This window comes from Micromonospora sp. CA-244673 (genome assembly GCF_050948395.1).
Lineage (GTDB): Bacteria > Actinomycetota > Actinomycetes > Mycobacteriales > Micromonosporaceae > Micromonospora.
This window is the reverse complement of the sequence record NZ_CP192019.1, coordinates 5876587-5900853: the sequence shown is the minus strand read 5'-3', so window position 1 is coordinate 5900853 and position 24267 is coordinate 5876587. Positions and strand designations below refer to the sequence as shown.

The 24267-nt window shown below is 73.4% G+C and carries 23 protein-coding genes, 2 tRNA genes and 1 pseudogene; 18 read left to right on the top strand and 8 right to left on the bottom strand.

Features of this window, described 5'->3' with window-relative positions; all coding sequences use genetic code 11:
* The first annotated feature begins 16 nt into the window (after positions 1-16).
* From ACQP12_RS26995 to ACQP12_RS26975, 5 genes are all read left to right on the top strand, one after another.
* Positions 17-235: a type II toxin-antitoxin system VapB family antitoxin gene (locus ACQP12_RS26995; RefSeq protein ID WP_433282988.1), complete on the top strand. Its 219-nt coding sequence runs from the start codon at positions 17-19 to the stop codon at positions 233-235.
* Positions 232-660, top strand: coding sequence for a PIN domain-containing protein (locus ACQP12_RS26990; protein ID WP_357941114.1), 429 nt, complete (start codon positions 232-234; stop codon positions 658-660). Before ACQP12_RS26995 ends, ACQP12_RS26990 begins: the two co-directional genes overlap by 4 nt.
* A gap of 72 nt (positions 661-732) precedes the next feature.
* Positions 733-2196 carry an amidase gene (locus tag ACQP12_RS26985; RefSeq protein WP_433282985.1) on the top strand — a complete coding sequence of 488 codons (1464 nt, stop codon included), beginning with the start codon at positions 733-735 and terminating at the stop codon, positions 2194-2196.
* Between the two features lie 56 nt (positions 2197-2252).
* Positions 2253-2558 (top strand): aa3-type cytochrome oxidase subunit CtaJ, encoded by a 306-nt coding sequence (gene ctaJ, locus ACQP12_RS26980; protein ID WP_433282982.1) that lies wholly within the window; start codon positions 2253-2255, stop codon positions 2556-2558.
* Positions 2545-2958, top strand: coding sequence for a DUF5130 family protein (locus ACQP12_RS26975; RefSeq protein ID WP_357941110.1), 414 nt, complete (start codon positions 2545-2547; stop codon positions 2956-2958). Before ctaJ ends, ACQP12_RS26975 begins: the two co-directional genes overlap by 14 nt.
* 64 nt (positions 2959-3022) lie before the next feature.
* Here the strand turns inward: ACQP12_RS26975 and ACQP12_RS26970 are convergent, their stop codons facing one another.
* Positions 3023-3586 (bottom strand): Uma2 family endonuclease, encoded by a 564-nt coding sequence (locus ACQP12_RS26970; RefSeq protein ID WP_433282979.1) that lies wholly within the window; start codon positions 3584-3586, stop codon positions 3023-3025.
* Between the two features lie 83 nt (positions 3587-3669).
* Complete coding sequence (gene pepN / locus ACQP12_RS26965) at positions 3670-6216, bottom strand: aminopeptidase N (RefSeq protein WP_433282976.1); 2547 nt, start codon at positions 6214-6216, stop codon at positions 3670-3672.
* Between the two features lie 224 nt (positions 6217-6440).
* Here pepN and ACQP12_RS26960 point away from each other — a divergent pair, with 224 nt between their 5' ends.
* The 4 genes from ACQP12_RS26960 to ACQP12_RS26945 all read left to right on the top strand — a co-directional run bounded on the left by ACQP12_RS26960 (position 6441) and on the right by ACQP12_RS26945 (position 9368).
* Positions 6441-7064 (top strand): mycothiol-dependent nitroreductase Rv2466c family protein, encoded by a 624-nt coding sequence (locus ACQP12_RS26960; RefSeq protein WP_357941106.1) that lies wholly within the window; start codon positions 6441-6443, stop codon positions 7062-7064.
* Positions 7065-7184: 120 nt separating this feature from the next.
* A complete protein-coding gene (locus ACQP12_RS26955) occupies positions 7185-7547 on the top strand; it encodes a hypothetical protein (RefSeq protein ID WP_433282974.1) in 363 nt (120 codons plus the stop codon).
* Between the two features lie 78 nt (positions 7548-7625).
* Positions 7626-8825 carry a DUF1015 family protein gene (locus ACQP12_RS26950; protein ID WP_433282972.1) on the top strand — a complete coding sequence of 400 codons (1200 nt, stop codon included), beginning with the start codon at positions 7626-7628 and terminating at the stop codon, positions 8823-8825.
* Positions 8826-8897: 72 nt separating this feature from the next.
* A complete protein-coding gene (locus ACQP12_RS26945; RefSeq protein ID WP_357941100.1) occupies positions 8898-9368 on the top strand; it encodes a ribose-5-phosphate isomerase in 471 nt (156 codons plus the stop codon).
* A 36-nt stretch (positions 9369-9404) separates the two neighbouring features.
* On the opposite strand, the pseudogene ACQP12_RS26940 reads toward ACQP12_RS26945, so the two are convergent.
* Both ACQP12_RS26940 and ACQP12_RS26935 read right to left on the bottom strand, forming a co-directional pair.
* A pseudogene (locus ACQP12_RS26940) lies at positions 9405-9620 on the bottom strand (hypothetical protein); the annotation flags it as partial.
* A 426-nt stretch (positions 9621-10046) separates the two neighbouring features.
* The gene (locus ACQP12_RS26935; protein WP_433282969.1) at positions 10047-11267 is read right to left on the bottom strand and encodes a GNAT family N-acetyltransferase; all 1221 of its coding nucleotides are present in this window, start codon (positions 11265-11267) and stop codon (positions 10047-10049) included.
* Positions 11268-11366: 99 nt separating this feature from the next.
* Here ACQP12_RS26935 and ACQP12_RS26930 point away from each other — a divergent pair, with 99 nt between their 5' ends.
* Positions 11367-11897, top strand: a complete 531-nt coding sequence (locus ACQP12_RS26930; protein ID WP_433282966.1) for a hypothetical protein — start codon at positions 11367-11369, stop codon at positions 11895-11897.
* 147 nt (positions 11898-12044) lie between these two features.
* On the opposite strand, the gene ACQP12_RS26925 is transcribed toward ACQP12_RS26930, so the two are convergent.
* Positions 12045-12296: a hypothetical protein gene (locus ACQP12_RS26925; RefSeq protein WP_357951196.1), complete on the bottom strand. Its 252-nt coding sequence runs from the start codon at positions 12294-12296 to the stop codon at positions 12045-12047.
* A 145-nt stretch (positions 12297-12441) separates the two neighbouring features.
* Between ACQP12_RS26925 and ACQP12_RS26920 the strand changes: the two genes are divergently transcribed.
* A complete protein-coding gene (locus tag ACQP12_RS26920) occupies positions 12442-14322 on the top strand; it encodes a propionyl-CoA synthetase (RefSeq protein ID WP_433282964.1) in 1881 nt (626 codons plus the stop codon).
* Here ACQP12_RS26920 and ACQP12_RS26915 read toward each other — a convergent pair.
* Positions 14312-17251, bottom strand: coding sequence for an Hsp70 family protein (locus ACQP12_RS26915; protein ID WP_433282962.1), 2940 nt, complete (start codon positions 17249-17251; stop codon positions 14312-14314). The genes ACQP12_RS26920 and ACQP12_RS26915 overlap by 11 nt on opposite strands.
* Before the next feature lie 244 nt (positions 17252-17495).
* On the opposite strand from ACQP12_RS26915, the gene ACQP12_RS26910 reads away from it, so the two are divergent.
* Positions 17496-17822, top strand: a complete 327-nt coding sequence (locus ACQP12_RS26910) for a hypothetical protein (protein WP_433282960.1) — start codon at positions 17496-17498, stop codon at positions 17820-17822.
* Positions 17823-17940: 118 nt separating this feature from the next.
* Here ACQP12_RS26910 and ACQP12_RS26905 read toward each other — a convergent pair.
* Positions 17941-18014, bottom strand: a tRNA-Gly gene (locus ACQP12_RS26905).
* A gap of 150 nt (positions 18015-18164) precedes the next feature.
* Here ACQP12_RS26905 and ACQP12_RS26900 point away from each other — a divergent pair.
* From ACQP12_RS26900 to clpX, 5 genes are all read left to right on the top strand, one after another.
* Positions 18165-18238 (top strand) — tRNA-Pro (locus tag ACQP12_RS26900).
* 145 nt (positions 18239-18383) lie between these two features.
* Positions 18384-19730: a trigger factor gene (tig, locus tag ACQP12_RS26895; RefSeq protein ID WP_433282958.1), complete on the top strand. Its 1347-nt coding sequence runs from the start codon at positions 18384-18386 to the stop codon at positions 19728-19730.
* 172 nt (positions 19731-19902) lie between these two features.
* Complete coding sequence (locus ACQP12_RS26890) at positions 19903-20544, top strand: ATP-dependent Clp protease proteolytic subunit (RefSeq protein ID WP_088960728.1); 642 nt, start codon at positions 19903-19905, stop codon at positions 20542-20544.
* Between the two features lie 10 nt (positions 20545-20554).
* Positions 20555-21217, top strand: coding sequence for an ATP-dependent Clp protease proteolytic subunit (locus tag ACQP12_RS26885; RefSeq protein ID WP_013288034.1), 663 nt, complete (start codon positions 20555-20557; stop codon positions 21215-21217).
* Positions 21218-21433: 216 nt separating this feature from the next.
* Positions 21434-22729, top strand: a complete 1296-nt coding sequence (gene clpX, locus ACQP12_RS26880) for an ATP-dependent Clp protease ATP-binding subunit ClpX (RefSeq protein WP_357951186.1) — start codon at positions 21434-21436, stop codon at positions 22727-22729.
* A 23-nt stretch (positions 22730-22752) separates the two neighbouring features.
* On the opposite strand, the gene ACQP12_RS26875 is transcribed toward clpX, so the two are convergent.
* Positions 22753-23376 carry a helix-turn-helix domain-containing protein gene (locus tag ACQP12_RS26875; protein WP_357951184.1) on the bottom strand — a complete coding sequence of 208 codons (624 nt, stop codon included), beginning with the start codon at positions 23374-23376 and terminating at the stop codon, positions 22753-22755.
* Positions 23377-23417: 41 nt separating this feature from the next.
* Here ACQP12_RS26875 and ACQP12_RS26870 point away from each other — a divergent pair, with 41 nt between their 5' ends.
* Positions 23418-24251: an EamA family transporter gene (locus ACQP12_RS26870; RefSeq protein ID WP_433282954.1), complete on the top strand. Its 834-nt coding sequence runs from the start codon at positions 23418-23420 to the stop codon at positions 24249-24251.
* Positions 24252-24267: the final 16 nt, after the last annotated feature.

Sequence of the window (24267 nt, the reverse complement as noted above, 5' to 3'; positions counted from 1 at the left end):
CGTATATACTTGCTGGGTGAAGACTGTTATCGATCTTGATGATGAGCTGCTCGAACGAGCGCGACGGGAGCTCGGCACCAAGAGCAAGAAGGACACGATCCATGCGGCCCTGCGGCTGGTCGCAGAGCGAAGTGAGCGGATGGAGGCGATCCGGGAGCTCCTGTCGATCGACCGCGACTGGACGGGCATCGTCGACGACGACAAGACCCCCGACAGTGAGAAGGACGCCGCGTGACGGTGCCTGCCGGCCTCTACCTGGTCGACACCTCGGCGTGGGCACGGCTGCGTCTGCCCGTGGTCGCGAAGCGGGTGACCGTGCTGCTTGAGGAGCGGCTGGCGGCGACATGTCTTCCGCTGGATCTCGAGGACGGGCGTAGCGCGCGCGATTTCCGCGACGCCATGACGATTCGCGCCCGCCGCGCTCAGGTCATGGTCGACCTGCCGATAACCCCCGCTGTCCCGACCCGCGCCAGGGACCTGCAGTTGGCGCTGACCGCGCGTGGCCATCATCGGGCCGTCAGTCCGGTCGACCTCACGGTTGCCGCAGTGGCCGCCGAGTACTCCGCGACCGTTCTGCACTACGACCGCGACTTCGACCTGTTGGCGGCGGTCGGTGGTCCTCGATCTGAATGGGTGGCGCCACCCGGAACCCTGTCCTGACCGCTTGGAGCGAGTCGTGCCCGACGGTCGTGTCGCCCGATTATCCGGCCGCCGACCGGGCAGGATGACGGCATGGCCGAGCCGCACGACCTGACCGCCTTGGAGCAGGCCGCCGCGATCCGCCGGGGTGAGCTGTCCAGCGTGGAGTTGGTCGAGCACCACCTGCGGCGGGTGGACGCGCTCGCCGACACCCTCGGCGCGTTCGTCACCGTCACCCCGGAACGCGCGCGGGCCGCCGCGGCCGCCGCCGACGCGGTGCCGGCCGACCGGCGCGGCCCGCTGCACGGGGTGCCGACCGCCATCAAGGACCTCACGCTCACGGCCGGAGTCCGCACCACCTTCGGCTCGGTGGCGTTCGCCGACTTCGTGCCGCCCGTCGACGCCGACGTGGTCCGGTTCATGGCCGCCGCCGGAATGGTCAGCCTCGGCAAGACCACCACCTCCGAGCTGGGCTGCTCGCTCTACTCCGAGGGCCTCGTCGCGCCGCCGGCCCGCAACCCGTGGGGCCTCGCCAACACCGCGGGCGGGTCCAGCGGCGGGGCGGCGGCCGCCGTGGCCGGCGGCCTGGTGCCCGTGGCGCAGGGCTCCGACGGTGGCGGCTCGCTGCGCATCCCGGCGGCGCTCTGCGGCCTGGTCGGCTACAAACCCAGCCGGGGCCTGGTCTCCGGCGGCCCGGTCGGCTTCGGCGCGTTCGGCCTGCCCATCAGCGGCCCGCTCGGCCGGACCGTGACCGACGCGGCCGCGCTGCTGGACGTCCTGGCGCAACCGGTGCCCGGCGAGCCCTACCTGCCGCCGGCCGCGCCCACCGGCGGCTACCTGGGCGCCGCCCGGGCCGCCGCGCCGGGCCGGCTGCGGATCGGCCGGTTCACCGCACCGATGCTCGCCGACGAGCCGGTCCACCCCGACTGCGTGGCCGCCGTCGACCGGGCCGCCGCGCTGCTCACCGAGGCCGGCCACGAGGTGGTCGACGTCCCCGCGCCGCTCGGCCCCGAGGCGTGGCCGCTCTTCGAGACCGTCTGGTACGTGCTGGCGCTCGCCCCGGTGCCGACCGAACGGGAGAGCGACCTGCTGCCGCTGACCCGCTTCCTCCGGGCCCGGGGCACGGCCGTCGGGGCCGGCCCGCTGATGACCGCGCTCGGCGAACTCCAGGCCCAGGTACGCCGTGGCGTGCGCCGTACCGCCGGCTGCGACCTGCTGCTTTGCCCGACCCTGGCCGCCCCGCAGGCGCCGGTCGGGGCGTTCGCGAGCCTCGATCCGGCCGAGGATTTCGACCGGCAGCGGCGGTTTTCGCCGTACTGCGCCATCTTCAACGTCACCGGCGACCCGTCCGTTTCGCTGCCGGTGGGCCGCACCGGCGACGGGATGCCGGTCGGCGTGCTGCTCACCGGCCGGTACGGCGACGACGCGACATTGATAGGCACTGCCGCGCAAGTGGAGCACGGCTGTGGCGGGTGGGATCAGCACCCCGCAATCTGGCGGGCCGTCGACTCCGCTAACGTGAACAGCACAAGCGGAGTCGGGCGCGCGTCGTCATGACCGTCCACCCGACCCGGAACATTCCTGGTCTCTCTTTCCGCCTGGGGGCGTTGGGATTGTCTGTTACCGAGACGTTGCTGGTCTTCGTCGGCATCCCGGCGGCCGCCGTGCTGGTGATCGCCGGACTGGCGGCCGCCGGCAGTCGCGGCGGCGGCGGTGGCGGCGCGAAGCGCTACCGGCCGGGCCGGCCCTTCGACTTCACTCCGGTCTGGTTCCTGGGCCGTCCGGAGCAGCTGGCCGACTCGGCCGGCACCGCACTGGCCGCCGGCGCGCAGGCGCCGGCGCTGACCAGCCGCAAGCAGGAGCAGGCCGGCCGGGAGGCACCGGCCGGTGGAACCGGAGGCGCAAGTGACCGTTGGTGAGAAGCAGGCCGCGACGGGGACCGGTAACCCGCCGGAGGTCCTGGACGGGCCGTTCTCGACCCGTCAGCTGCTCCGCATCGACGAGGCGCTCCGCCTGGCCGACCAGGGCACCGGCCTGGTGTTCTCGGTCTACGTGGGCGGCCTCGACGAGCCGATCCGGGAGCACGCCGGGCGGCTGCACCGCCAGCTCGCCGAGCCGGACAAGTCGGTGCTGATCGCCGTGTCGCCCAACCAGCGGCAGCTCGAGATCGTCACCGGCCGCTACGCGCGCAAGCGCATCCCGGACACGTACGCCAAGCTGGCCGCGCTCTCCATGGTGGCCTCGTTCGGCGGCGGCGACCTGGCCGGCGGCATCATCCAGGGCCTCGACCAGCTCGCCAGCCACGCCGGCAAGGGCTGAGCCCTCCCGCACACGACGAAGCCCGGCCCGCGTCTCGCGGGCCGGGCTTTCCCGTGTCGTCGATTCAGCGCGGCCAGGTGGACGGGTCGAGCCGCATCGGCCACGGCTCCGTGACCTCGACGGGATCGTCCGGGCCGACGGTGCCCAGCAGGTCGTAGTGGAGACCCTTGGTCAGCTCGTAGCGGTACGCCACCGGCCCGAAGTCACCCCGCTCGATCCGCCAGTACGCCGGAATCGCGGCCTCGGCGTAGAGGGCGGGCTTGGTGAAGCGGTCGTGCCGGCGGCTGTTCGGCGACTCGACCTCGACCACCAGTGCGACATCCGTCGGTTGCGCCCACATCCGGTCCCGCGGGGCGCCGGGCTTGAGCACGGTGACGTCCGGGATCAGATTGCCGCCCGGCACTCGAACGCCGATCTCCCGGATCACCCGCCATCCGTCGGGCGCTGCCTGGCGCAGTGCCATGCGGATGTCGTCCGCCGGCTCGTGATGGTCGGGCCCGGCCGGAGGGGTCACGTGCAGGCTCCCGTCGATGATCTCGTAGCGGTTTCCGTCCTCGGGCAGGTCGAGCAGGTCCTGCTCCCGCCAGTCGCGCTCGGGTGGGCGCCATTCGTAGGTCGGGTGTGCCATCACGTCCACCTCCTCTCCACACGATAACGGCCGGGGCCGGCGCGGGTTCCCACCCGCGCCGGCCCCGGCCGCGTGCTCCTCGGTCAGGCGGTCCGGGCGTCCCGGGCGCGGGCCTTGAGGGCCCGGGCCACGCCGTCGCGGCCCTCGGCCACCAGCCGGCGCAGCGGCGCCGGCTGCCCCTCCTGGGTTAGCCACTCGTCGGTGGCGGTCACCGTGTCGTCCTCGACCAGGTACGCCGGGTAGGCGAGCTGGACGAACTCCTGCGCCGGCTCGCTGTCCCGCTGCGCCCACACCTGCGCCACCGCGGCGAAGTACTTCTCCCGGTAGGGCGCGGTGAGCTCCACCTGCGCCGGGTGGGTGAAGCCCTGCAGCAGCGCCCGGTTGCGCCAGTTCGGCAGCGCCTCCGGGCCGGTGAGCTGCGCCCACACCGCGGCCTTGTTCTCGGCGGTCGGCACGAGCGCGTGCGCGTACGCGGCCTCCCGCTCGCCGCTGGCGGTGCGGTCGCGGGCCAACTCGGCCTCCACCTCGGCGGCCCCGGCCGCGCCGTTGGCCACCAGCGACTGCAGGACGGTCCAGCGCAGCTCGGTGTCCACGGTCAGCCCGGCCGGCACCTCGCCGCCCTCCAGCCAGCCGCGCAGCGTGGCCAGGTCCTCGCCGGAGCGGGCCGCGGAGGCGTACGCCCGGGCCCAGGCGAGCTGGAAGCCGCTGCCCTCCTCGGCCGCGGCGAGCGCCGTGCGGGCGGCGCGGGCCAGGTCGGCCCAGCCGGTCGGCGCCCAAGCCGGGTCGGCGTAGAAGGTGAGCGTGGTGGTGGCCTGGCGCAGGGTGGCGGTGACCAGGTTGATGTCGGTCTCCGCCGGCAGCCCGGCCAGCACCAGCGCCACGTAGTCGCGGGCCGACAGCTCGGCGTCGCGGGTCATGTCCCAGGCGGCGGTCCAGCACAGCGCCCGGGCCAGCGACGACTCGAACCCGGCGATGTGCTGCACCACGGTCGCCATCGACCGCTCGTCCAGCCGCAGCTTGGTGTAGGTCAGGTCGTCGTCGTTGAGCAGCAGCACGTCGGCGGCCGGCTTGCCGTGCAGCACGGACAGCTCGGTCAGCTCACCGGTCACGTCGACCTCGACCCGCTCCCGCCGGACCAGCCGCCCGCCGGTCAGGTCGTAGAGGCCCACCCCGATCCGGTGGGTACGCAGCGTCGGGTGCCCGGCCGGGGCTTCCTGCCGCACCAGCACCTGCTCGTACGCGCCGTCGGCGCCGACGACCACCTCGGGGCGCAGCGTGTTGACCTGCGCGGTCTCCAGCCACTGGGCGGCGAACTTGCGCAGCTCCCGGCCGGAGGCCGTCTCCAGCTCGGACAGCAGGTCGTCGAAGGTGGCGTTGCCCCAGGCGTGCTTGCCGAAGTAGGCCCGCAGGCCGGCCAGGAACGGCTCCTCGCCCACGTACGCGACGAGCTGCTTGAGCACGCTGGCGCCCTTGGCGTAGGTGATGCCGTCGAAGTTGACCTCGACCGCCTCCAGGTCCGGCATCTCGCAGTAGACCGGGTGGGTGGAGGAGAGCTGGTCCTGCCGGTAACCCCAGTTCTTCCGGATGGACAGGAAGGTCGTCCACGCGTCGGAGAAGCGGGTGGCGTGGGTGTTGCACCAGTGGCTGGCCCACTCGGCGAACGACTCGTTCAACCACAGGTCGTTCCACCAGCGCATGGTGACCAGGTCACCGAACCACATGTGCGCCAGCTCGTGCAGGATCGTGTTGGCCCGCTGCTCGTACTCGAAGTCGGTGACCTGCGAGCGGAAGATGTAGTGCGACTCGGCGTGCGTGACGCAGCCGAAGTTCTCCATGGCGCCGGCGTTGAAGTCCGGCACCCAGAGCTGGTCGTACTTGGGCAGCGGGTAGCGCACCTGGAACTTCTCGTGGAAGAAGTCGAAGCCCTGCTTGGTGATGAGGAACAGGTCGTCCGCGTCCATGTACTGCGCCATCGAGGCCCGGCAGTAGACGCCCAGGTCGATGCCGTCGTGGCTGTCGCGCACCTCGTGGTACGGGCCGGCGCAGAGCGCGGTGATGTAGGTGCTCATCCGCGCCGACTCGACGAAGTGGACGGTCTTGAGCGCCTCGCCGGCCGGCTCCTCGCGCTCCACCGGCATGTTGGACACCACCCGCCAGTGCTCCGGGACGGTGGCGTGCCAGGTGTAGACGCTCTTCAGGTCGGGTTGGTCGAAGCAGGCGAACACCTTCTGCGCGTCGGCCGTCTCGAACTGGCTGTAGAGGTAGGTCTCGCCGTCGACCGGGTCGACCGTGCGGTGCAGGCCCTGCCCGCTGTTGGAGTAACCGAAGTCGGCGTCGACCACGAGGACGTTCTCGGCGGCCAGACCGGTCAGGGTGAGGCCCTTCTCCGCCGACCAGCCGGACAGGTCGACCGGCGTGCCGTTCAGCGTCGCCGACCGCACCGACTCGGCGGCCGTCTCGATGAAGGTGCTCGCCCCCGGCTCGGCACAGCGGAACCGGACCTCGGTCACCGACCGGAACGTGCGGCCGTCGGCCTGCACCGCGGTCGACAGGTCAAGCTTGATGTCGTACCCGGTGACGTCGAGCAGGCGGGCCCGCTCGGTGGCCTCGACCTGGGTCAGGTTGCGCACTCCCGGCACTGTTCGTCTCCATCCCACTCGTCTCGCCGCGCCCCGCGGCACCGGCCTCCCGGCCCGCTCGTGACGGCCGTCCGAAACCGAGTCTTCCATGCACGGTCACCCTTCGGTGGCCGAGGTCACGCTCTCATTCCGGTACCGGTCGATGCCGCATGGGGTGAGGATCGGAGGGGAAGGCGCCGGAGCTCCGGCGCGTGAAGTCGTGAAGGGATGACACCGTGACCGAACGTGTCGCCGTGGACATGTGGTTCGACCCGCTGTGCCCGTGGGCGTGGATCACCTCCCGCTGGCTGCTGGAGGTCGAGCAGGTCCGGGACGTGGAGATCCGGTTCCACGTGATGAGCCTGTCCGTGCTCAACGAGGGCCGGGACCTGCCGGAGCAGTACCAGGATCTGATGAAGAAGGGCTGGGGCCCGGTGCGGGTCTGCATCGCCGTCGAGCAGGCGCACGGTGGGGAGACGCTGGGCAAGCTCTACACCGCGATGGGCACCCGGATCCACCTCGGCAAGGAGGAGCTGGGCCGGGAGATGCTGGCCGGCGCTCTCACCGACGTCGGCCTGGACCCGGCGCTCGCCGACGTCGCCGAGTCGACGGAGTACGACGAGGCGCTGCGGGCCAGCCACGAGGCGGGCATGCGGCCGGTCGGCACCGACGTGGGCACCCCGGTGATCCACGCCCCGGGCCCGGACGGCCGCCAGGTCGCCTTCTTCGGCCCGGTGATCACTCCGGCGCCGAAGGGCGAGGCGGCCGGCCGGCTCTGGGACGGCGTCCTGCTGGTGGCCGGCACGCCCGGCTTCTACGAGCTCAAGCGCACCCGTGAGGTCGGCCCGGTCTTCGACTGAGCCGCGCCGGACGAGCCCCGCGCCGCCCCGTCACCGGGCCGGTGCGGGGCTCGTTTCACCGGGTGTCCCAGCCGGCGGCCCGCCCGGGGCCGCAACCCGGCAGCTCCTGGAGGCGTTCCCATGGGTAAGCACCGCCACCTGTCCGACGAGGCGCCGGAGCCGGCGACCGGGGACTCCGGTGCGACGTACTGGTCGGTGGCCGAGGGCGACTGGCCGGCGGTCCCGGCCGAGATGGCCGACCTGCTGGCCCCGCCCATCGTGGTCGGCGTCGCCCGGGTGGTGGCGACCTCGCGGATGACCCCGCCTGCCGACGCCGGCCTGCCCGCGCGGGCCCCCGGCGCGGTCCGCACCGGCGCCGCGGCCGGCCGCCCGGCCCCGGCCGGGACGACGACGGTCCGACTCACCACGTCCGGCGGCGGCGCCCGCCCGGCCGCCCCGACGCCGGGCCGCCGCCCGGCCCCCGGCCGGCACCGCACCGGCTGACCGGGTCGCCTTTCATCTGGTGGACGGCGTGCGGGTCCGGCACCGGCGGTCCCGACGGCGCGGGTAGCGTCAGCGGGCATGACGGTCGTGCATCCGATCGCCCGGGCCTGGATCACCACTGGCGGCACCGGCGCGCAGAACTACGACGAGTTCGCCGACGACGCGGAGATCACCGCCATCGTCGAGGCGAATCCGCACAGTGCCCTGGGCATCGAGATGCCTCACCGGGCGCCGGGCAGCCTCGGGAAGTCCTTCCTCGACGCGCTCCCCGACGCGGTGGCCCGCCTCGCCGAGGCCAAGGCGGACGGCAGCTACACCCCCGCCGAGCAGGTCGTGGTCCTCTACCGGATCAGCGCGCCGGGCGAGGAGAACGCGTACGGGCTGTTCGCCATGGTCGACACCGACCAGATCTCCACCCGCGCCGACGAGCCCGGCCTGGTGATCCGCAACGAGGACGTGTTCATCGCCAAGGTGCGGGAGCGGGTCGCCCTGGCCGAGACGCTGGGCCACCTGCTCTCGCCCGTACTCCTGCTCCAGACCGGGCGCGGCGACGAGCTGCACGCGGCGCTCGCGGCGGCGACCGAGTCGGCCGGCGCCCCCGCCGCCACCGACGTGGACCAGGCCGGCCGCACCCACGCCATCTGGCTGCTCGGCCCGGGCCCGGCGCAGGACGAGCTGACCGCCCTGGCGGGCGGCGGCGAGCTGGTGGTCGCCGACGGCAACCACCGCAGCCTGGCCGCGCAGACCGGCGGCTTTCCGCGCTTCCTGTCGGTGATCACCACGCCGGCCTCGGTCGCCATCCAGCCCTACAACCGGCTGGTCAGCGAGTTGACCACCACCCCGGACGAACTGCTCGACCGGCTCCGCGCCGCCGGCGCGGAGATCACCCCGGTCGCCGGCCCGGCCGGTGTCCCGGCGACCGGCGGCGCCGTGCACCTCCACCTCGCCGGCCAGGGGTACGCGGTGCGCCTGCCGCACGTCGGCGGCGGCCGGCTGGAGAACCTCGACCACGCCCTGGTCGAGCGGCTGCTGCTGCGCGACGCGCTCGGCCTCGATCCGGGCGACAAGCGGATCACCTACGTGGGCGGCGACTACCCGGCGAGCTGGCTCACCGGCGAGGTCGACGCGGGGCGGGCCGAGCTGGCCGTCCTCGTGGCGCCGGTGACCGTGGACGACTTCGTCGCGGTCAACCTGGCGCGGGAGAAGATGCCGCGCAAGAGCACCTGGTTCACCCCGAAGGCGCGGGCCGGCCTGGTCGTCGCCGAACTGCCCCGCTGACCGTGTGACGAATCCGCCTCCGTGCCGCCGCCCGCGCGCCGGCACGGGGGCGGGCCTGTCAGACTGCGCGGTATGCGCGTCTACCTGGGATCCGATCACGCCGGCTTCGAGCTGAAGGTGCACCTCGCCAACCACCTGGCCAAGCAGGGGTACGAGGTGGTCGACGTGGGCCCGCACGCCTTCGACCCGGACGACGACTACCCGGCGTTCTGCCTGCACACCGGGGACCGCGTGGTCGGCGACCCGGGCAGCCTCGGCGTGGTGATCGGCGGGTCCGGCAACGGCGAGCAGATCGCCGCCAACAAGATCGCGGGAGTCCGGGCGGCGCTCGCCTGGAACATCGACACCGCCCAGCTGGCCCGCGAGCACAACGACGCCAACATCATCGCGGTCGGAGCCCGGCAGCACACCCTCGACGAGGCCACCGCCCTGGTGGAGGCGTTCCTCACCACCGCGTTCTCCGGCAACCCGCGGCACGCCCGCCGGATCGCCCAGGTCGCCGACTACGAGCAGAGCCGCGAGCTCCCCGACCTGCCCGCCTGACGCGCCGCCGACGGTGCGGCCGTCGGGTCGCGCCCGTCACCGCCCGGTGCGGGGAAGCTCCTCGCGGGGCACCCAGTTGCGGCGGACGATGACCACCCGGGCCTCGGCCTCGGCCAGGTCCTCGTCGGTCGGCCGGGCGGCGTCCCGCGCCCGCAGCGCGGCGGTCACGCTCACCTGCGAGGAACCCGAGCCTACCAGGCCGCGCAGCCCCCGCTCGCCCTCCTCGGCGGGCGGGCCCGCCCGCCGGCCCCGATGCTCCGACGTCTCCGGCTCGGCGCGTCTGACGCCGCGCGGCGACCTGGAGCCGTCGTCCGACGTCTCCGGCTCGGCGCGTCTGACGCCGCGCGGCGACCTGGCGCCGTCGTCCGACGATGTCTCCGGCTCGGGGCGTCTGACGCCGCGCGGCGACCTGGAGCCGTCGTCCGACGATGTCTCCGGCTCGGGGCGTCTGGCGCCGCGTGGCGGGCGGGGGGCGTCGTCGTGCACGGCTGCCGTGCTCGCGCTCGCGCCCTCGCGCTCCGGTGTCCCGGTGTCGCCGTGGTGCCGCAGCCGCCGCCGGCGCCGATCCGCATCCCCCATCAGCCGACCGTACCGCTCGGGCGGTCACGCTTCGACCCGAGATGTTGGCGACCTGCCGTCCGGAACTGACGGCAGGTCGCCGAGATCCGGGGCGGTCGGTCAGAAGACCTCCATGGGAGCGGGGGCCCGGTGCCAGCCGAGCGCCGGTGCGCTCGCCGCCGCCGTGCCCGGGACCAGCTCCCGCACCCGCCCGGCGGCGGTGAGCGCGGCCAGGCCGGCCCCACCCAGGTAGAGCTCGCCGAGGGCGCGGACGTCGCAGGCCAGCGCGGCCGGCGCCGAGGTGGCCGTGCACTCCGCCCCGGACGGTCCGCCGACCAGCCGCCACCGGCCGCTGTTCTCCGGCAGCAGGTCGTCGGTGACCTCGACCACGACGTCGACGTCGGTGGCGTACCGCCGGGCGGCCAGCGCGGCCGGCACGTCCACGACGCGGACCCAGAGGGCGTCGGCGAGCCGGGCGTTGAGCTGCCGCGGCTCGTCCACCAGCCGGAACAGCGGCTCGTCCACGGCGGCGATCGAGAAGGACACCCGGCGGGTCAGGTCGATCGAGAGCAGCAGCCGCCACAGCGCCAGGTACGCCTCCGGCCGGGCGGCCACCACCTCGCCCACCTGGACCTCGGCGCGCGGCCCGGTGTCGGCCCACTCCTCCTTCGTCCGGTAGAGGGCGTACCCGTCGAGGCCGTCCGGCCCCTCGTGCAGCAGCACCCGGCGCTCGGTGGCGCCGCCCCGCAGCCCCTTCACGTCGGCCAGCACGTACGCCCACCAGCGCTCGTCCCGGCGCGACCAGCCGGGGCGGTCGGCGCGCACCCGCTCGTACAGCCGGGCCAGCTCGGCCCGGTGCGGCGCCGGGCGGTCCAGGCGGAGGGTGCCCTCGGCGGGCGTCGGGTCCGGCAGGCGCAGCCCGGGGGTGTCGCCGGCCAGGACGAGCCGCTGCGCGGCCAGGCCGTAGCCGAACCGGGGATAGATCCGGCCCTCGCTGGCCCACAGGACGGCGAGCGGCTCGCGGCCGGCGTCGTGGATCTCGCGGAGCTGCCGGCGCATCAGGCCGGTGAGCAGCCCTCGCCGGCGGTGTGTCGGGGCGACCGAGACCATGGTCACGTGCGCGGCGGGCACGCTGGCCCCGGGCACGGCCAGCTCGCGGCTGAACGCGCCGGCATGCGCCACGGCGGTCCCGCCGTCACGGACCAGCAGCGACCGGTCCGGTTCGAAGACGACGCGCTCGACCTCCCGCAGTTCGGGGTCGAGATCGCCGTGGAAGGCCAGCGTCAGCAGTGCGGAGATCTCGTCGAAGTCCTCGGCCCGGGGGACCAGCGCGTCGGTCATCCGGTGTGTGTAACCCATCACCGTCGTGGTCGGCACCCGATTTGCCGGCTCGCTACCCTCGGAACCGTGGCCGGCGTCGGTCGAGGGGGAGGACACGAGATGGCGGACGAGACACAGCCGTGGGCCGAGCGGACGGTCGAGGTGCCGCCGCAGCCCGCCGTGGTGCCCTCGCAGCGGGACGCGTTCCGGCGCGGGGTGGCGGCGGTCGGCCAGTCGCGTACGCCCCGGACCGAGCCGTTCCCCACCGTCGACGCGGGCGACTGGACCGCCGAGCCGGCCCCCCGCCGGCCGGTGGGCTGGCATGTCGCCCAGCTCCGCAAGGGCGGGGAGTGGAGCGCGGCCGGCGCGCTGTTCGCCTTCGTCTGCTGGGGCATCTGGGCGATCTCCGGCCGGGGCGATCTGACCGCCCCGCTGCTCACCTTCGTGCTCAGCCTGCTCACCGCGGCCGGCCTGTTCGCCCTGGCCCGCCTGCTCGGCAGGCTGGTCCTGGAGCGGCAGCTCGGCCGGGTGCGGCGCAGCGCCCGCGGTGCGCACCTGGTGACCGCACTCTTCCTGGTGGGCGTCGGGGTGGCCTACCTCCAGCAGACCGAATGGGTGGTCTCGGCCTGGAACTGGGTGACCGGCAACTGAACCACCGTGGCCGCGGGCGGGGCGGCCCCCGCCGCCCGCCCGCGCGCCCGGTCGCGGAACGCCGCGACGCCGGTCGTCACTCCACCAGGACGGCGCTCGCATTACCCGGCCCGGCGCGGTTCATCCGTCGCCCGGTCGGCTGAGCGGTCACCGCCCCTCGGCGTCGGCCTTCGGGGAGGCGACCCGCGCGGCGGGGTCCTCGACGCCCGGCTCGCCGCCGCCCGGGGCCACCATCCCGTCGTAGTTGTAGACGGTGCCGCCGTCGTGCTGCTTCGTGGTGCGGATGTAGCGGTGGATCATGCCGTCGATCTCGATCTCCAACAGGGCCTGGTCGCCCGCGTCCTGGCTGCTGCTGTCCCGGGGACCGCCCACCAGGTACGCCTTCGTGTTCGTCTCCATGCGCCAGCCGTACCCGTGGCGGACCGGGCGGAAACGGCGACCTCCACCGGCGGAGCCGGGCCGTTCACCGAGCCGGGGCGTGCTTCCGGCGCACCCGACCCGGTGAGCCGTTGCGCCGGCCCGGGCCTGCGGCCAGCATGACGGGATGGGCGCGTATCGATCAGCGTACGAGCGGAGCATCGCCGACCCGGCCGGCTTCTGGCGGGAGGCCGCGGCGGACATCGACTGGCACCGGGCACCGGAGCGGATCCTCGACGACGACGGCGCGCCGCTGTACCGCTGGTTCCCCGACGGCGTGCTGAACACCTGCCACAACGCGCTGGACCGGCACGTGGCCGCCGGCCGGGGCGACCAGCCCGCGGTGATCCACGACAGCCCGGTCACCGGCACGGTCCGCACCCTCACCTACGCCGAGCTGCTCGCCGAGACCGCCCGGTTCGCCGGTGCGCTGCGCCGGCTCGGCGTCGGCCGGGGCGACCGGGTGCTGCTCTACCTGGCCATGGTGCCGGAGGCGGTGATCGCCATGCTGGCCTGCGCCCGGATCGGCGCGGTGCACTCGGTGGTCTTCGGCGGCTTCGCCGCCCACGAGCTGGCCGTCCGGATCGACGACGCGCGGCCGGCCGTGGTGGTCGCCACCTCCTGCGGCATCGAGGTGGACCGGGTGGTGCCGTACCACCCGATCCTCGCCGCCGCACTGGACGAGGCGACCCACGCCCCGGCGCACTGCGTGATCGTGCAGCGCCCCCAGGAGCCCGCTCCGCTGCTCCCCGGCCGCGACCTGGCCTGGGACGAGGTGATGGCCGACGCCGAACCGGTGGAGTGCGTGCCGGTCGCCGCCACCGACCCGCTCTACGTCCTCTACACCTCCGGCACGACCGGCCGGCCCAAGGGCGTGGTCCGGGACAACGGCGGGCACGCCGTGGCGCTGCGCTGGTCGATGCGGAACGTCTACGGCATCGAGCCGGGCGACGTCTTCTGGGCGGCCTCCGACGTGGGCTGGGTGGTCGGCCACTCCTACATCGTGTACGCGCCGCTGCTCACCGGCGCGACCACCGTGCTCTACGAGGGCAAGCCGGTCGGCACCCCGGACGCCGGGGCGTTCTGGCGGGTGGTCGCCCAACACCGGGTGGCCGCCCTGTTCACCGCGCCCACCGCGATCCGGGCGATCCGCCGGCAGGACCCGGACGGCGCGCTCCTGGCCGGGTACGACCTGAGCAGCCTGCGCACCCTCTTCCTGGCCGGCGAGCGGCTCGACCCGGACACCTGGGCGTGGGCGGGGGAGCGGCTCGGCGTGCCCGTGGTGGACAACTGGTGGCAGACCGAGACCGGCTGGCCGGTGGCGGCGAACCCGCGCGGCCTGGAACCGCTGCCGATCAAGCCCGGGTCCCCGTCGGTGCCCGTCCCCGGGTACGACGTCCGGGTGGTCGACGGCGGCGGCCGGGAGGTGCCGCCGGGCACCGACGGCTCGATCGTGATCCGGCTGCCCCTGCCGCCCGGCTGCCTGCCCACCCTGTGGGGCGACGACGAGCGCTACGTCCGGTCCTACCTGGCCGCCTTCCCGGGTTACTACCTGACGGGCGACGGCGGCCGGTTCGACGACGACGGCTACCTCTACGTGATGGGCCGCACCGACGACGTGATCAACGTGGCCGGGCACCGGCTCTCCACCGGGGCGATGGAGGAGGTGCTGGCGGCGCACCCGGCGGTCGCCGAGTGCGCGGTGATCGGTGTGGCCGACCCGCTCAAGGGGCAGGTGCCCAGCGGGTACGTGGTGCTCAAGGCCGGCGCCGGGGCGGACCCGGACGCGCTCGCCGGCGAGCTGGTCGCCCTGGTGCGGCAGCGGATCGGGCCGGTGGCCGCGTTCCGCCGGGTGACCGTGGTGCCGGCGCTGCCCAAGACCCGCTCCGGCAAGATCCTCCGCCGGACCATGCGCGGGCTGGTCGAGGGCCGGGACGAGCCGGTGCCGCCGACCATCGAGGACCCGGCGGCGCTGGCGGTCTTCCGTGACCTCGGGGCTACTCCTTGACGAAGCGGTGGATGACGAAGTCCTTCTCGGAGCCGCAGGCGATGACCTCGGTGTTCCACGAGCAGGAGTCGCCACGCACGTCCTTCAGCTCGCCGAGCGGGGCCATCCTGCCCGATCCGGCGCCCACCCCGGCCACGCTGCGGTCGTCCACCCCGCTGCCCAGCGGGTCGGCGAAGAGCAGCAGGTTGCCGGCGTCGACCCGGACGGCCACCCCTTCCTCGTCGTCGAGCACCCGCGTGCCGTCCGCCGCGAAGAGCGTCGCCGCCGGCTCCGGGTAGATCCGCCGGGCCAGCACCCGCTCGCCCACCGGCACGAGCTGCGTCATCCCGGGCGCCGCCCACTCCTTGACGCCCTGGCCCTCCCCGGCGGCCACCACCTGCGCCGTCTTGTCGTCGGAGCCGGTCACCTCCAGCAGGCAGGCCCGGTGCTCCCCGCAGGGCGCCAGCGCCTTGGCCCGCCGGTCGTCGTCCTCGGCCCGGTAGAGCACGCTCGGCTGCGCCTGCTTCCCCAGGTCGTACGCGAGCAGCCGCCCGTCGTCGCCCGCCACGTAGAGCCGGTCCTCGTGGGCGGCCACCAGGTCGTCCGGCTCGGCCACCGCCTTCCACCGGCGGATCTCACCACCGGAGCTGAGGTCGATCAGCCGGACCGACTCGTCCGCGCTCACCTGCACGAGCTGCTCGACCGGGCCCTGCTCCGGGTCGCGGGGCGACCCGTCGCCGTACCCGGGGCCGGACACCGCCTCGTCGGTGGTCACCGGGTGCACGCTGTTGCGGGTGTTGCGGTACTGGTCGGTCACGTCGAGCTGCTCCCAGCGCTCGGTGCCCTGGCGCAGGTCGAGGCCGACCAGGCGATTCCGCTCGTGGTCGGTGAGCGCCACCACGTCCTTGCCGACGAACATCTCGTCGTCCCCGCGCACGGTGTGCTGCCAGCGCGGCTTCCCGGACCCGCCGTCGAGCACCTCGAGCTGCCGCGGGGTGCTGCTGCCCGCGGCGTCCGCGAGCAGCGCCACCGCGCCGGGCAACGCGACCACGCCGGCCCACTGGTCGGCCGTGGTGGCGCTCTCCCCGTGCCACAGCTCCTTGCCGCTGCCAGCCTCGACGGCCACCACCGCCAGCCGTTTGTCCTCGCGCGGATAGGCCAGGTAGGCCCGGTCGCCCGCGACCGCCGTGAACATCTCCACGGGCCGCTCGGTGGCACCCGCGACCCGGATGCCCTTGCCGAACGCCGCGAAGTCCAGCTCCGGGTGGCGGTCCCAGGTGAGGTAGAGGACGCTCGCCGTGACCACCCCGGCCAGGGCGGCCGCCGCGCCGACCGAGATCCAGAGGGCTCGCCGCCGCCGGCCCTCGCCGGACCGGAACCCCGGCGTCCCGTTCCCGGGTACGCCGGGCCAGCCCGGCGGCCCGCCCGGCTGGTGCGGGATCCCGGGCCCGTGCGCGGGTACGCCCGCCGGCGAGCCGTACGGCGGCAGGGCAGGGTCCGGCGTACCCGGGGCGGGTGAGTGCGGGGCGACGGCCGTGCCGTTGGGCCCGGCGGCGAGCGGCGCGCCGGCGGCGACCGGATGCGGCGGTCGCGCGGCGACGGTGGTGCCGTCCGGGGCCGGCGCGCTGCCGGCCGGGAGAACGGGAGTCTTCTGGTCGGCGGCGGGTGGCATCCCGGCGGGCAGCGTGCCGGCGGGGCCGAGACCGGGCAGGGTGCCGGCCGGGCCGGCGTCCGGGGTCGCTGCGGCCGGCGCACCGGCGGGCGCCGCCCCGACGGGGGCCAGCGGTAGCGGCGGGGTGGCCGGCCGGTTCCGCCGCAGCGGCAGGTCGGTCAGCGCACCCTCGGCGACGGGCAGCTCGGGCTGCTCCAGCACGGTCGGCGCGATGCCCAGCTCGGCGTGGAGCAGCCGCGCCACCAGCGGGATCCGGGACGAGCCGCCCACCAGGAACAGCCCGGCCAGCCGCTCCGGGGTCAGCCCGGCCGCGGCGATCACCCGCCGGGTCTCGGCGACCGCCCGCCGCAGCAGCGGGGTGGCCACCCCCTCCAGCTCCGCCCGGGTCAGCGACACGGCGGCCGGGACACCGGGCACCGCCACCGGGGCCGCCGTGGCGCGGGACAGCATCTCCTTCGCGCCCCGGACGTGCTCGACGAACTGCAGCCGCTCCCGCCACTGCGTGGTGTCGGCCGGCTCGCTCAGCCGCGCCCACTGCGCGGGGTGTGTGGCGGCGACCCGCTCACCGACCAGCGCGAGCAGGGCGGCGTCCAGGTCCAGCCCGCCCAGGTCGTCGAGGCCGCCGCAGGAGATGACCGTGAAGCCGGAGTCACCCCACGGGTCCGCGCCCTCGTTGCGGACCACGGCGACGTCCAGCGTCCCGCCGCCGAAGTCGAAGACGGCCACCGACTCGCCCACCGGAACCGGCCGGCTCAGCACCTCGGTGTAGTAGCGCGCCGCCGCGACCGGCTCGCGCAGCAGCCGGGTCCCGGGCGGGATGGGGCCGGAGAGGGTGTGCTCGGCCGCCGACGGCCAGCCGGCCAGGGCGAGCGCCTCGGCGAGCACCTGTCGCCGGCCGGCGTCCCAGGTGGCCGGGCAGGTGACCACCGCGGGCGGCAGGAACCCGAGCGCACCGACGGCGGCCTCGCCCACCGCGCGCAGCACCGCGCCCAGCAGTTCGGCCGGCGCGTGCCGGCGGTCGCCGAGCGTCACCTCAGCCTCGTCGACGCGGCGCTTCGGGTTCGGCTCGTAGCGGTCCGGGTCGGCGTGGGCGAGCCGCAGCGCGTCCCGCCCGACGTGCAGGCGCCCGTCGGTGTCGGCGTACACACCGGACGGAAGGATCGGCCCACCCTCCACCAGCAACGGGCGGGTACGCCCGTCCGGCCAGCGCAGCACGGCCACCGTGTTCGAGGTGCCGAGGTCCACGCCGAGGGCGAAACCGTCCCGCTGGCCTGACATCCTTCGCTACCTCCACCCGACGAGGGGATGTCCGGCCCCGCATCGTACGCAGCCCTCGCCGCCCGCCGATCCCCGGCGCGGCCGACGCCGGGCCGCCGGGACGGCATGCAGGTGACCGACCCCGACAATCGGGACTTGCCCGCGCGCAGCCTCGCGCCGGGAAGCGGTCGACCGGCCCGGGACCCGTCCGTCGTCGTCCGGGCGGGGATTGTCTCCGGCTCTCCCGGAAGGCCACAATCCCGCCGTGGAAGGGCTCGGTTACCTCCTGTGGGTAGTGCTCCTGTTTGTCACGTGGGCCGGTGTGATCGGTGCCTGCCTCGGGCGGCTAGACCTCCGGGAGGCCGTACCAGGGGCATCGCCGTGGCGGCTGTGGGGACCGGGCGTGCTGGCCTGGTCCTGGACGGTGCCGTTGGCCGCGGGATTTCTCCTGGGGACGAGGCCGTGGGCGACCTACCTGGTGTTCGTACTGCCGCTGGGACCGCTGATCGCCACGGCGTTGACCGTGCTGGAGTTCCGTCGCAGACGTGCGGAGGATCTGGTCGCCGGAACGCCCCGACGACTCAAGCTGTGATGTCGGAACGTCGTCACCTGCCGGCCGGCGGCCCACGGATGGCCCCAAGATCAGAGCGGGGGAGTGGGCAAACGGCCCAGGATGGGGGATGCGGTCTCCGACCTGGGCCGGAGATGGGTGGAGCGGGCGACGGGAATCGAACCCGCACCGTCAGTTTGGAAGACTGAAGCTCTGCCATTGAGCTACGCCCGCGATCATCCCGCTCTCGCGGGACGCGCCCGACAGCCTACCGAATCCCCGAACCGGACGCGCGGCCCCGTACCGTGCGTCGCTCCGAACCACCGGCGACGCGCCCCCGGTGACCGTCCGGCGGGCCTGGACGGCATAGACTCTTCGTCGCCACGGGGTGTGGCGCAGCTTGGTAGCGCACTCGCTTTGGGAGCGAGGGGCCGTGGGTTCAAATCCCGCCACCCCGACTGTCGTTCGCGACCGGGTCGTCCGGGAACCGCCGACTTTTTCCGGGCGGTACCCGGGCGCTGCCGATGCCGCAGGCCGGCTCGCCTACACTCGATGCGCGCAAACACGCCCAGACTCAACTGAGATCCGTCAAGGAGTACGCCTGTGAAGAGCACCGTCGAGACTCTGAGCCCGACGCGCGTGCGGCTCGCCATCGAGGTGCCGTTCGTCGAGCTCGAGCCGAGCCTCAGGAAGGCGTACCGGGAGATCGGCCAGCAGGTCCAGGTTCCCGGCTTCCGCCGGGGCAAGGTTCCCTCCGCCGTGATCGACCAGCGGGTGGGCCGGGGCACCGTCCTCAACGAGGCGGTGCAGGAGGCCATCCCGGAGAACATTCTGGCCGCGGTCCGGGAGCACGACCTGAAGACGCTCGGCCGCCCGGAGGTCGAGATCACCGAGTTCAACGACGGTGACTCGCTCAACTTCACCGCCGAGGTGGACGTCCGTCCGGAGATCACCCTGCCGGACCCGGCCACCATCGAGGTGACCGTCGACGAGATCCAGATCGCGGACAGCGAGATCGACGAGCAGGTCAACAGCCTGCGCGAGCGGTTCGCCACGCTGAAGACCGTCGAGCGGGCCGCCCAGGAGGGCGACTACGTCCAGATCGACCTGAACGCCACCGTCGACGGCGAGGACGTGCCGGGCGGGCAGGCGAGCAACATCTCGCACGAGGTCGGCAGCAAGCAGCTCCTGCCGGGCCTGGACGAGGCGCTGGTCGGCCTGGCCGCCGGCGACAGCACCACCTTCTCCACCCAGCTGGTCGGCGGCGACTACGCCGGCCGGGACGCCGACGTGGCGGTGACCGTCCGCACGGTCAAGGAGAAGGAGCTGCCCGAGCTCGACGACGACTTCGCCCAGCTGGCCAGCGAGTTCGACACCATCGAGGAGCTGCGCAACGACCTGCGCGAGCGGGTCAGCCGCGGCAAGCAGGTCGAGCAGATCTACGCCGCCCGGGACAAGGCCCTGGAGCAGATGGTCGCCGCCGCCGAGGTGCCGGCGCCCGAGGGTGTCGTCAAGGAGGAGGTCGAGAGCCGCAAGGCCGCGATGATCGACCAGCTCGAGCGCATCGGCGCCTCCCTCGAGGAATACCTCGCCGCGGAGGAGAAGACCGAGGAGCAGATCGACACCGAGCTGACCGAGGCCGCGACCGAGGGCGTCAAGATCCAGCTCCTGCTGGACACCCTGGCCGACGCCGAGGACGTCCAGGTCTCCGACGACGAGTTCGGTCACGAGATCGTCCACCGCGCCCAGCGTGCCGGGATGGCTCCGCAGCAGTACTACGACCAGCTGGTCCGCTCCGGCGCCGCGCAGGCCGTCTTCGGCGACGTCCGCCGGGGCAAGGCGCTCGCCGCGGTCATGGAGAAGATCAAGATCAAGGACTCGGCGGGCAACGAGGTCACCCTCGACGCGCTGCGTGCCCAGAACGAGGCCGAGCACGACCACCAGCACTGATCGTCGGTGTCGGCCGCCGTCCCGCGCTGAGCGCCGGGCGGCGGCCGAAACCCTTTTCCGGGTACGCCCGAAGGGTGACTGCGCTGAGAGCGAACAGTGCCCCGACCGGGAGTACGCCTCCCGGCTGAGCGGTTAGTGTCGGGTAGGACGGTACGGAGAGCGAAGGGCTGCCATGACCGACATGCACATCCCCAAGAAGTCGCTCCGGGCGATCGAGGCCCGTGGTGGCGACTCCATTGGCAACCTCGACGACTCGGTCTACAACCGGTTGCTCAAGGAGCGGATCATCTTCCTGGGCAGCGAGGTGACCGACCAGGTCGCCAACCGCATCTGCGCGCAGCTCCTGCTGCTCGCGGCGGAGGACCCGGACCGCGACATCAACCTCTGGATCAACTCGCCGGGTGGCTCGGTCTACTCCGGCATGGCGATCTACGACACCATGCAGTTCATCGACAACGACGTGTCGACCGTGGCCATGGGCATGGCCGCGTCGATGGGCCAGCTCCTGCTCTGCGCGGGCACCAAGGGCAAGCGCTACGCCCTGCCGCACGCGCGGATCATGATGCACCAGCCCTCCGGTGGCCTCGGCGGCACCGCGTCGGACATCGCGATTCAGGCCGAGCAGATGCTCTACACGAAGCGGATGTTCCAGGAGCGGGTCGCCCACCACACCGGCCAGAGCCAGGCGCAGATCGAGGCGGACTCGGACCGGGACCGCTGGTTCACCGCCCAGGAGGCCATGGACTACGGCTTCATCGACAAGGTGATCATCGGGGCCGCGCAGGTTCCGGATGGCGCCGGGACCCTGAGCTGAGGAGCTGACGATGACCGACCTGAGCCTGCCGCCCCAGTTCGCGGCCGTGCACAACCGCTACGTGCTGCCGTCGTTCGTCGAGCGCACGTCGTACGGGATGAAGGAGTCCAACCCGTACAACAAGCTCTTCGAGGACCGGATCATCTTCCTCGGCGTCCAGGTGGACGACGCGTCGGCCAACGACGTGATGGCCCAGCTGCTGACGCTGGAGGGCACCGACCCGGACCGCGACATCATCATGTACATCAACTCGCCGGGTGGCTCGTTCACCGCCATGACGGCGATCTACGACACCATGCAGTACGTCCGCCCGGACATCCAGACCGTCTGCCTGGGCCAGGCGGCCAGCGCGGCGGCGGTGCTGCTCTCGGCGGGCACCCCGGGCAAGCGGATGGCGCTGCCCAACTCCCGGATCATCATCCACCAGCCGGCCACCGAGGGCGGCTACGGGCAGGGGTCCGACATCGAGATCCAGGCCCGGGAGATCCTGCGGATGCGGACGCAGTTGGAGGACATGCTGTCCCGGCACTGCAACCGCCCGATCGAGCAGGTCCGCAAGGACATCGACCGTGACAAGATCATGACGGCCGAGGAGTCCAAGGAGTACGGGCTGGTCGACACCATCCTGACCAGCCGCAAGAAGGGTCTGCTGGCGTCTCACGCCGCGGGCTGAGCAGTGCGAGGTCGGAGGTCGGCCGGGGCATCGTTCCCGGCCGACCTCTGACACACCCGTTTTGGGGGTCGGAGAAACCTCCGGCAGCGGGTAACGTCGGGTCTGTGCCGCTTCGTTGGGTCGGACCGGCGAGGTGGGACGACAGGACGGACGGGCGCATCGGCGCCCGCAGGTCAGGGGCCGGCGCACCGGCCGACGAGTGCAGGGAGAACGTAGGTGGCACGGATCGGTGACGGCGGCGACCTACTGAAGTGCTCCTTCTGTGGCAAGTCGCAGAAGCAGGTCAAGAAGCTCATCGCGGGCCCCGGGGTCTACATCTGCGACGAGTGCATCGATCTCTGCAACGAGATCATCGAGGAGGAGCTGGCCGAGTCCGGCGAGGTGAAGTGGGAAGAGCTTCCCAAGCCGATGGAGATCTGCCAGTTCCTCGACAACTACGTCGTCGGTCAGGAGCAGGCCAAGAAGGCGCTCGCCGTCGCGGTCTACAACCACTACAAGCGGATCCAGGCCGAGTCGGCCGGCGCCCCGGGTTCGGGCAGCGACGGCGTCGAGCTGGCCAAGTCCAACATCCTGCTGCTCGGCCCGACCGGGTGCGGCAAGACCCACCTGGCGCAGACCCTGGCCCGGATGCTCAACGTCCCGTTCGCGATCGCCGACGCGACGGCGCTCACTGAGGCGGGCTACGTCGGTGAGGACGTGGAGAACATCCTCCTCAAGCTGATCCAGGCGGCCGACTACGACATCAAGCGCGCCGAGACCGGGATCATCTACATCGACGAGGTCGACAAGATCGCCCGGAAGTCGGAGAACCCGTCGATCACCCGGGACGTCTCCGGTGAGGGCGTGCAGCAGGCGCTGCTGAAGATGCTGGAAGGCACGGTGGCCAACGTGCCGCCGCAGGGCGGGCGCAAGCACCCGCACCAGGAGTTCATCCAGATCGACACGACCAACGTGCTGTTCATCTGTGGCGGCGCCTTCGCCGGCCTCGACCAGATCATCGAGGCCCGCACCGGCTCCGGCGGCACCGGCTTTGGCGCCCGGCTCCGGTCGGTCTCCGAGCGGTCGACCGACGACATCTTCAGCCAGGTCATGCCGGAGGACATGCTCAAGTTCGGGCTGATCCCCGAGTTCATCGGCCGGCTCCCGGTGATCACCAACGTGCGCAGCCTCGACCGCAGCGCGCTGGTCCGCATCCTCACCGAGCCGCGCAACGCCCTGGTCCGGCAATACCAGCGGCTCTTCGAGCTCGACGGCGTCGAGCTGGAGTTCGAGCAGCCCGCGCTGGAGGCCATCGCCGACCAGGCCATGCTCCGCGGCACCGGTGCCCGCGGCCTGCGGGCGATCATGGAAGAGGTCCTGCTCTCCGTGATGTACGAGGTGCCGAGCAACCCCGACGCCGCCCGGGTGCTGATCACCCGCGAGGTCGTCCTGGAGAACGTCAACCCGACGATCGTGCCCCGCGAGTTCACCGGCCGGCGGGCCCGCCGGGACCGCGAGGAGAAGTCGGCCTGACCGCCACCGCGACCGCGCCCGGGTCAGCTCGGGCGCGGTCCGCGTGACCGGGTCCGCCGGTCCCACTCGCCCGACGGGGTGACCGCCACCATCATCAACCGCGCCGGCTCGTCGCCCGCGGTGCGGTAGCCGTGCTCGCGGTCGGCGTGGAACTCGACCGTCTCGCCGGCGCGTACCTCGTGGTCGACGCCCTCGACGGTGACCGTGACGGTCCCGGCCAGCACGTGCAGCACCTCCCGGGTGCCGCGCGGATGGTCGGGGGAGCGGTGCGCCTCGCCGGGCTCCAACCGCCACTCCCAGAGCTCGACCAGGTCCGGCTCGCCGAGCCCGCTGAGCAGCCGCGCCGTGCCGCCGTGCTCGCCCCGCCACAGCACCGGCGCGTCGCCGGCCCGGGAGACCCGTACGGTGCTCTCCTCGGCCGGCTCCAGCAGCCGGGCGATGTTGACGCCGAACGCGTCGGCCACCCGGCAGAGGGTGCCGACGCTCGGGTTGGTCCGCGCCCCCTCGATCTGCACGAGCATGCCCTTGCTCACCCCGGAGCGGCCGGCAAGCTCCTCGAAGGACCAGCCGCGGGCGGCCCGCAGCTCGCGTACCTGTCGGGCGACCGCGGAGGTCACCGCGCCCACCCGCCCTCCGGCGTCGGTCATCACACTATCCTTCGCGGTCAATATTGTGGTACGACTGCCTGATGTTCCCCATTGTGCTCGCGGCGGTCTCCGCGGTCGCGTTCGGCACGGCCGACTTCTCCGGCGGCAAGGCGTCCCGGCACGCCGACCCGGTTGCGGTGACCGTGGTGTCGCAACTGCTCAGCGTCCCGCTGCTGCTCGCGCTCGTGCTGATCGTGCCGGGCACGCCCGGCTCGCTGGACCTGACGTGGGGGCTGCTCGCCGGCGTGGCGGGCGCGGCCGGCGTGATGCTGCTCTACAAGGCCCTGGCCGGCGGCATGATGGCGGTCGTCGCACCGATCACCGCGATCACCGCCGCGGTCGTGCCGATCGTCGCCGGGCTGGTCACCGCCCACTCGCCGGGTGCTCTCGCGCTCGCCGGCGCCGGGCTGGCCGTCGTGGCCATCGCGCTGGTCAGCCTGGGGGAGGGCGGCGCCACCGGCCGGGTGCCCGGCCGGCTGATCGGCATGGCGCTCGGCGCCGGGCTGCTCTTCGGGATCTTCTTCGCGCTGCTCGGCCAGGCCGACGAGGGCGCCGGCATGTGTCCGGTGGCCGCGGTACGGGTCAGTTCGATCGCGTTCGGCCTGGCGCTCGCCCTGCGCACCCGCGTACGCCTTCGGCTCGAACCTCGGGTGCTCCGCTGGGCCGCGGCGGCCGGCCTGCTGGACTCGGCGGCCAACGCGCTGTTCCTCGCCGCCGCCGGCCGGGGGCACCTGAGCGTGGTGGCCGCCATCGCCGCGCTCTACCCGGCGAGCACGGTGCTGCTCGCGCTCGCGGTCGACCGGGAACGGCTCCGCCCGGTGCAACTGGCCGGGCTCGGCTTCGCCGCCGGCGCGCTCGTCCTGGCCAGCATCTGAGCCCTGTCGCCGCCCG

Bases quoted from the DNA above. Each gene is read 5' to 3' on its own strand.
- ACQP12_RS26985 (WP_433282985.1), top strand. From the start codon at position 733: ATGGCCGAGCCGCACGACCTGACCGCCTTGGAGCAGGCCGCCGCGATC.
- ACQP12_RS26970 (WP_433282979.1), bottom strand. From the start codon at position 3,586: ATGGCACACCCGACCTACGAATGGCGCCCACCCGAGCGCGACTGGCGG.
- ACQP12_RS26955 (WP_433282974.1), top strand. From the start codon at position 7,185: ATGGGTAAGCACCGCCACCTGTCCGACGAGGCGCCGGAGCCGGCGACC.
- ACQP12_RS26950 (WP_433282972.1), top strand. From the start codon at position 7,626: ATGACGGTCGTGCATCCGATCGCCCGGGCCTGGATCACCACTGGCGGC.
- ACQP12_RS26945 (WP_357941100.1), top strand. From the start codon at position 8,898: ATGCGCGTCTACCTGGGATCCGATCACGCCGGCTTCGAGCTGAAGGTG.
- ACQP12_RS26935 (WP_433282969.1), bottom strand. From the start codon at position 11,267: ATGACCGACGCGCTGGTCCCCCGGGCCGAGGACTTCGACGAGATCTCC.
- ACQP12_RS26930 (WP_433282966.1), top strand. From the start codon at position 11,367: ATGGCGGACGAGACACAGCCGTGGGCCGAGCGGACGGTCGAGGTGCCG.
- ACQP12_RS26925 (WP_357951196.1), bottom strand. From the start codon at position 12,296: ATGGAGACGAACACGAAGGCGTACCTGGTGGGCGGTCCCCGGGACAGC.
- ACQP12_RS26920 (WP_433282964.1), top strand. From the start codon at position 12,442: ATGGGCGCGTATCGATCAGCGTACGAGCGGAGCATCGCCGACCCGGCC.
- ACQP12_RS26915 (WP_433282962.1), bottom strand. From the start codon at position 17,251: ATGTCAGGCCAGCGGGACGGTTTCGCCCTCGGCGTGGACCTCGGCACC.
- ACQP12_RS26890 (WP_088960728.1), top strand. From the start codon at position 19,903: ATGACCGACATGCACATCCCCAAGAAGTCGCTCCGGGCGATCGAGGCC.
- ACQP12_RS26885 (WP_013288034.1), top strand. From the start codon at position 20,555: ATGACCGACCTGAGCCTGCCGCCCCAGTTCGCGGCCGTGCACAACCGC.
- ACQP12_RS26875 (WP_357951184.1), bottom strand. From the start codon at position 23,376: ATGACCGACGCCGGAGGGCGGGTGGGCGCGGTGACCTCCGCGGTCGCC.
- ACQP12_RS26870 (WP_433282954.1), top strand. From the start codon at position 23,418: ATGTTCCCCATTGTGCTCGCGGCGGTCTCCGCGGTCGCGTTCGGCACG.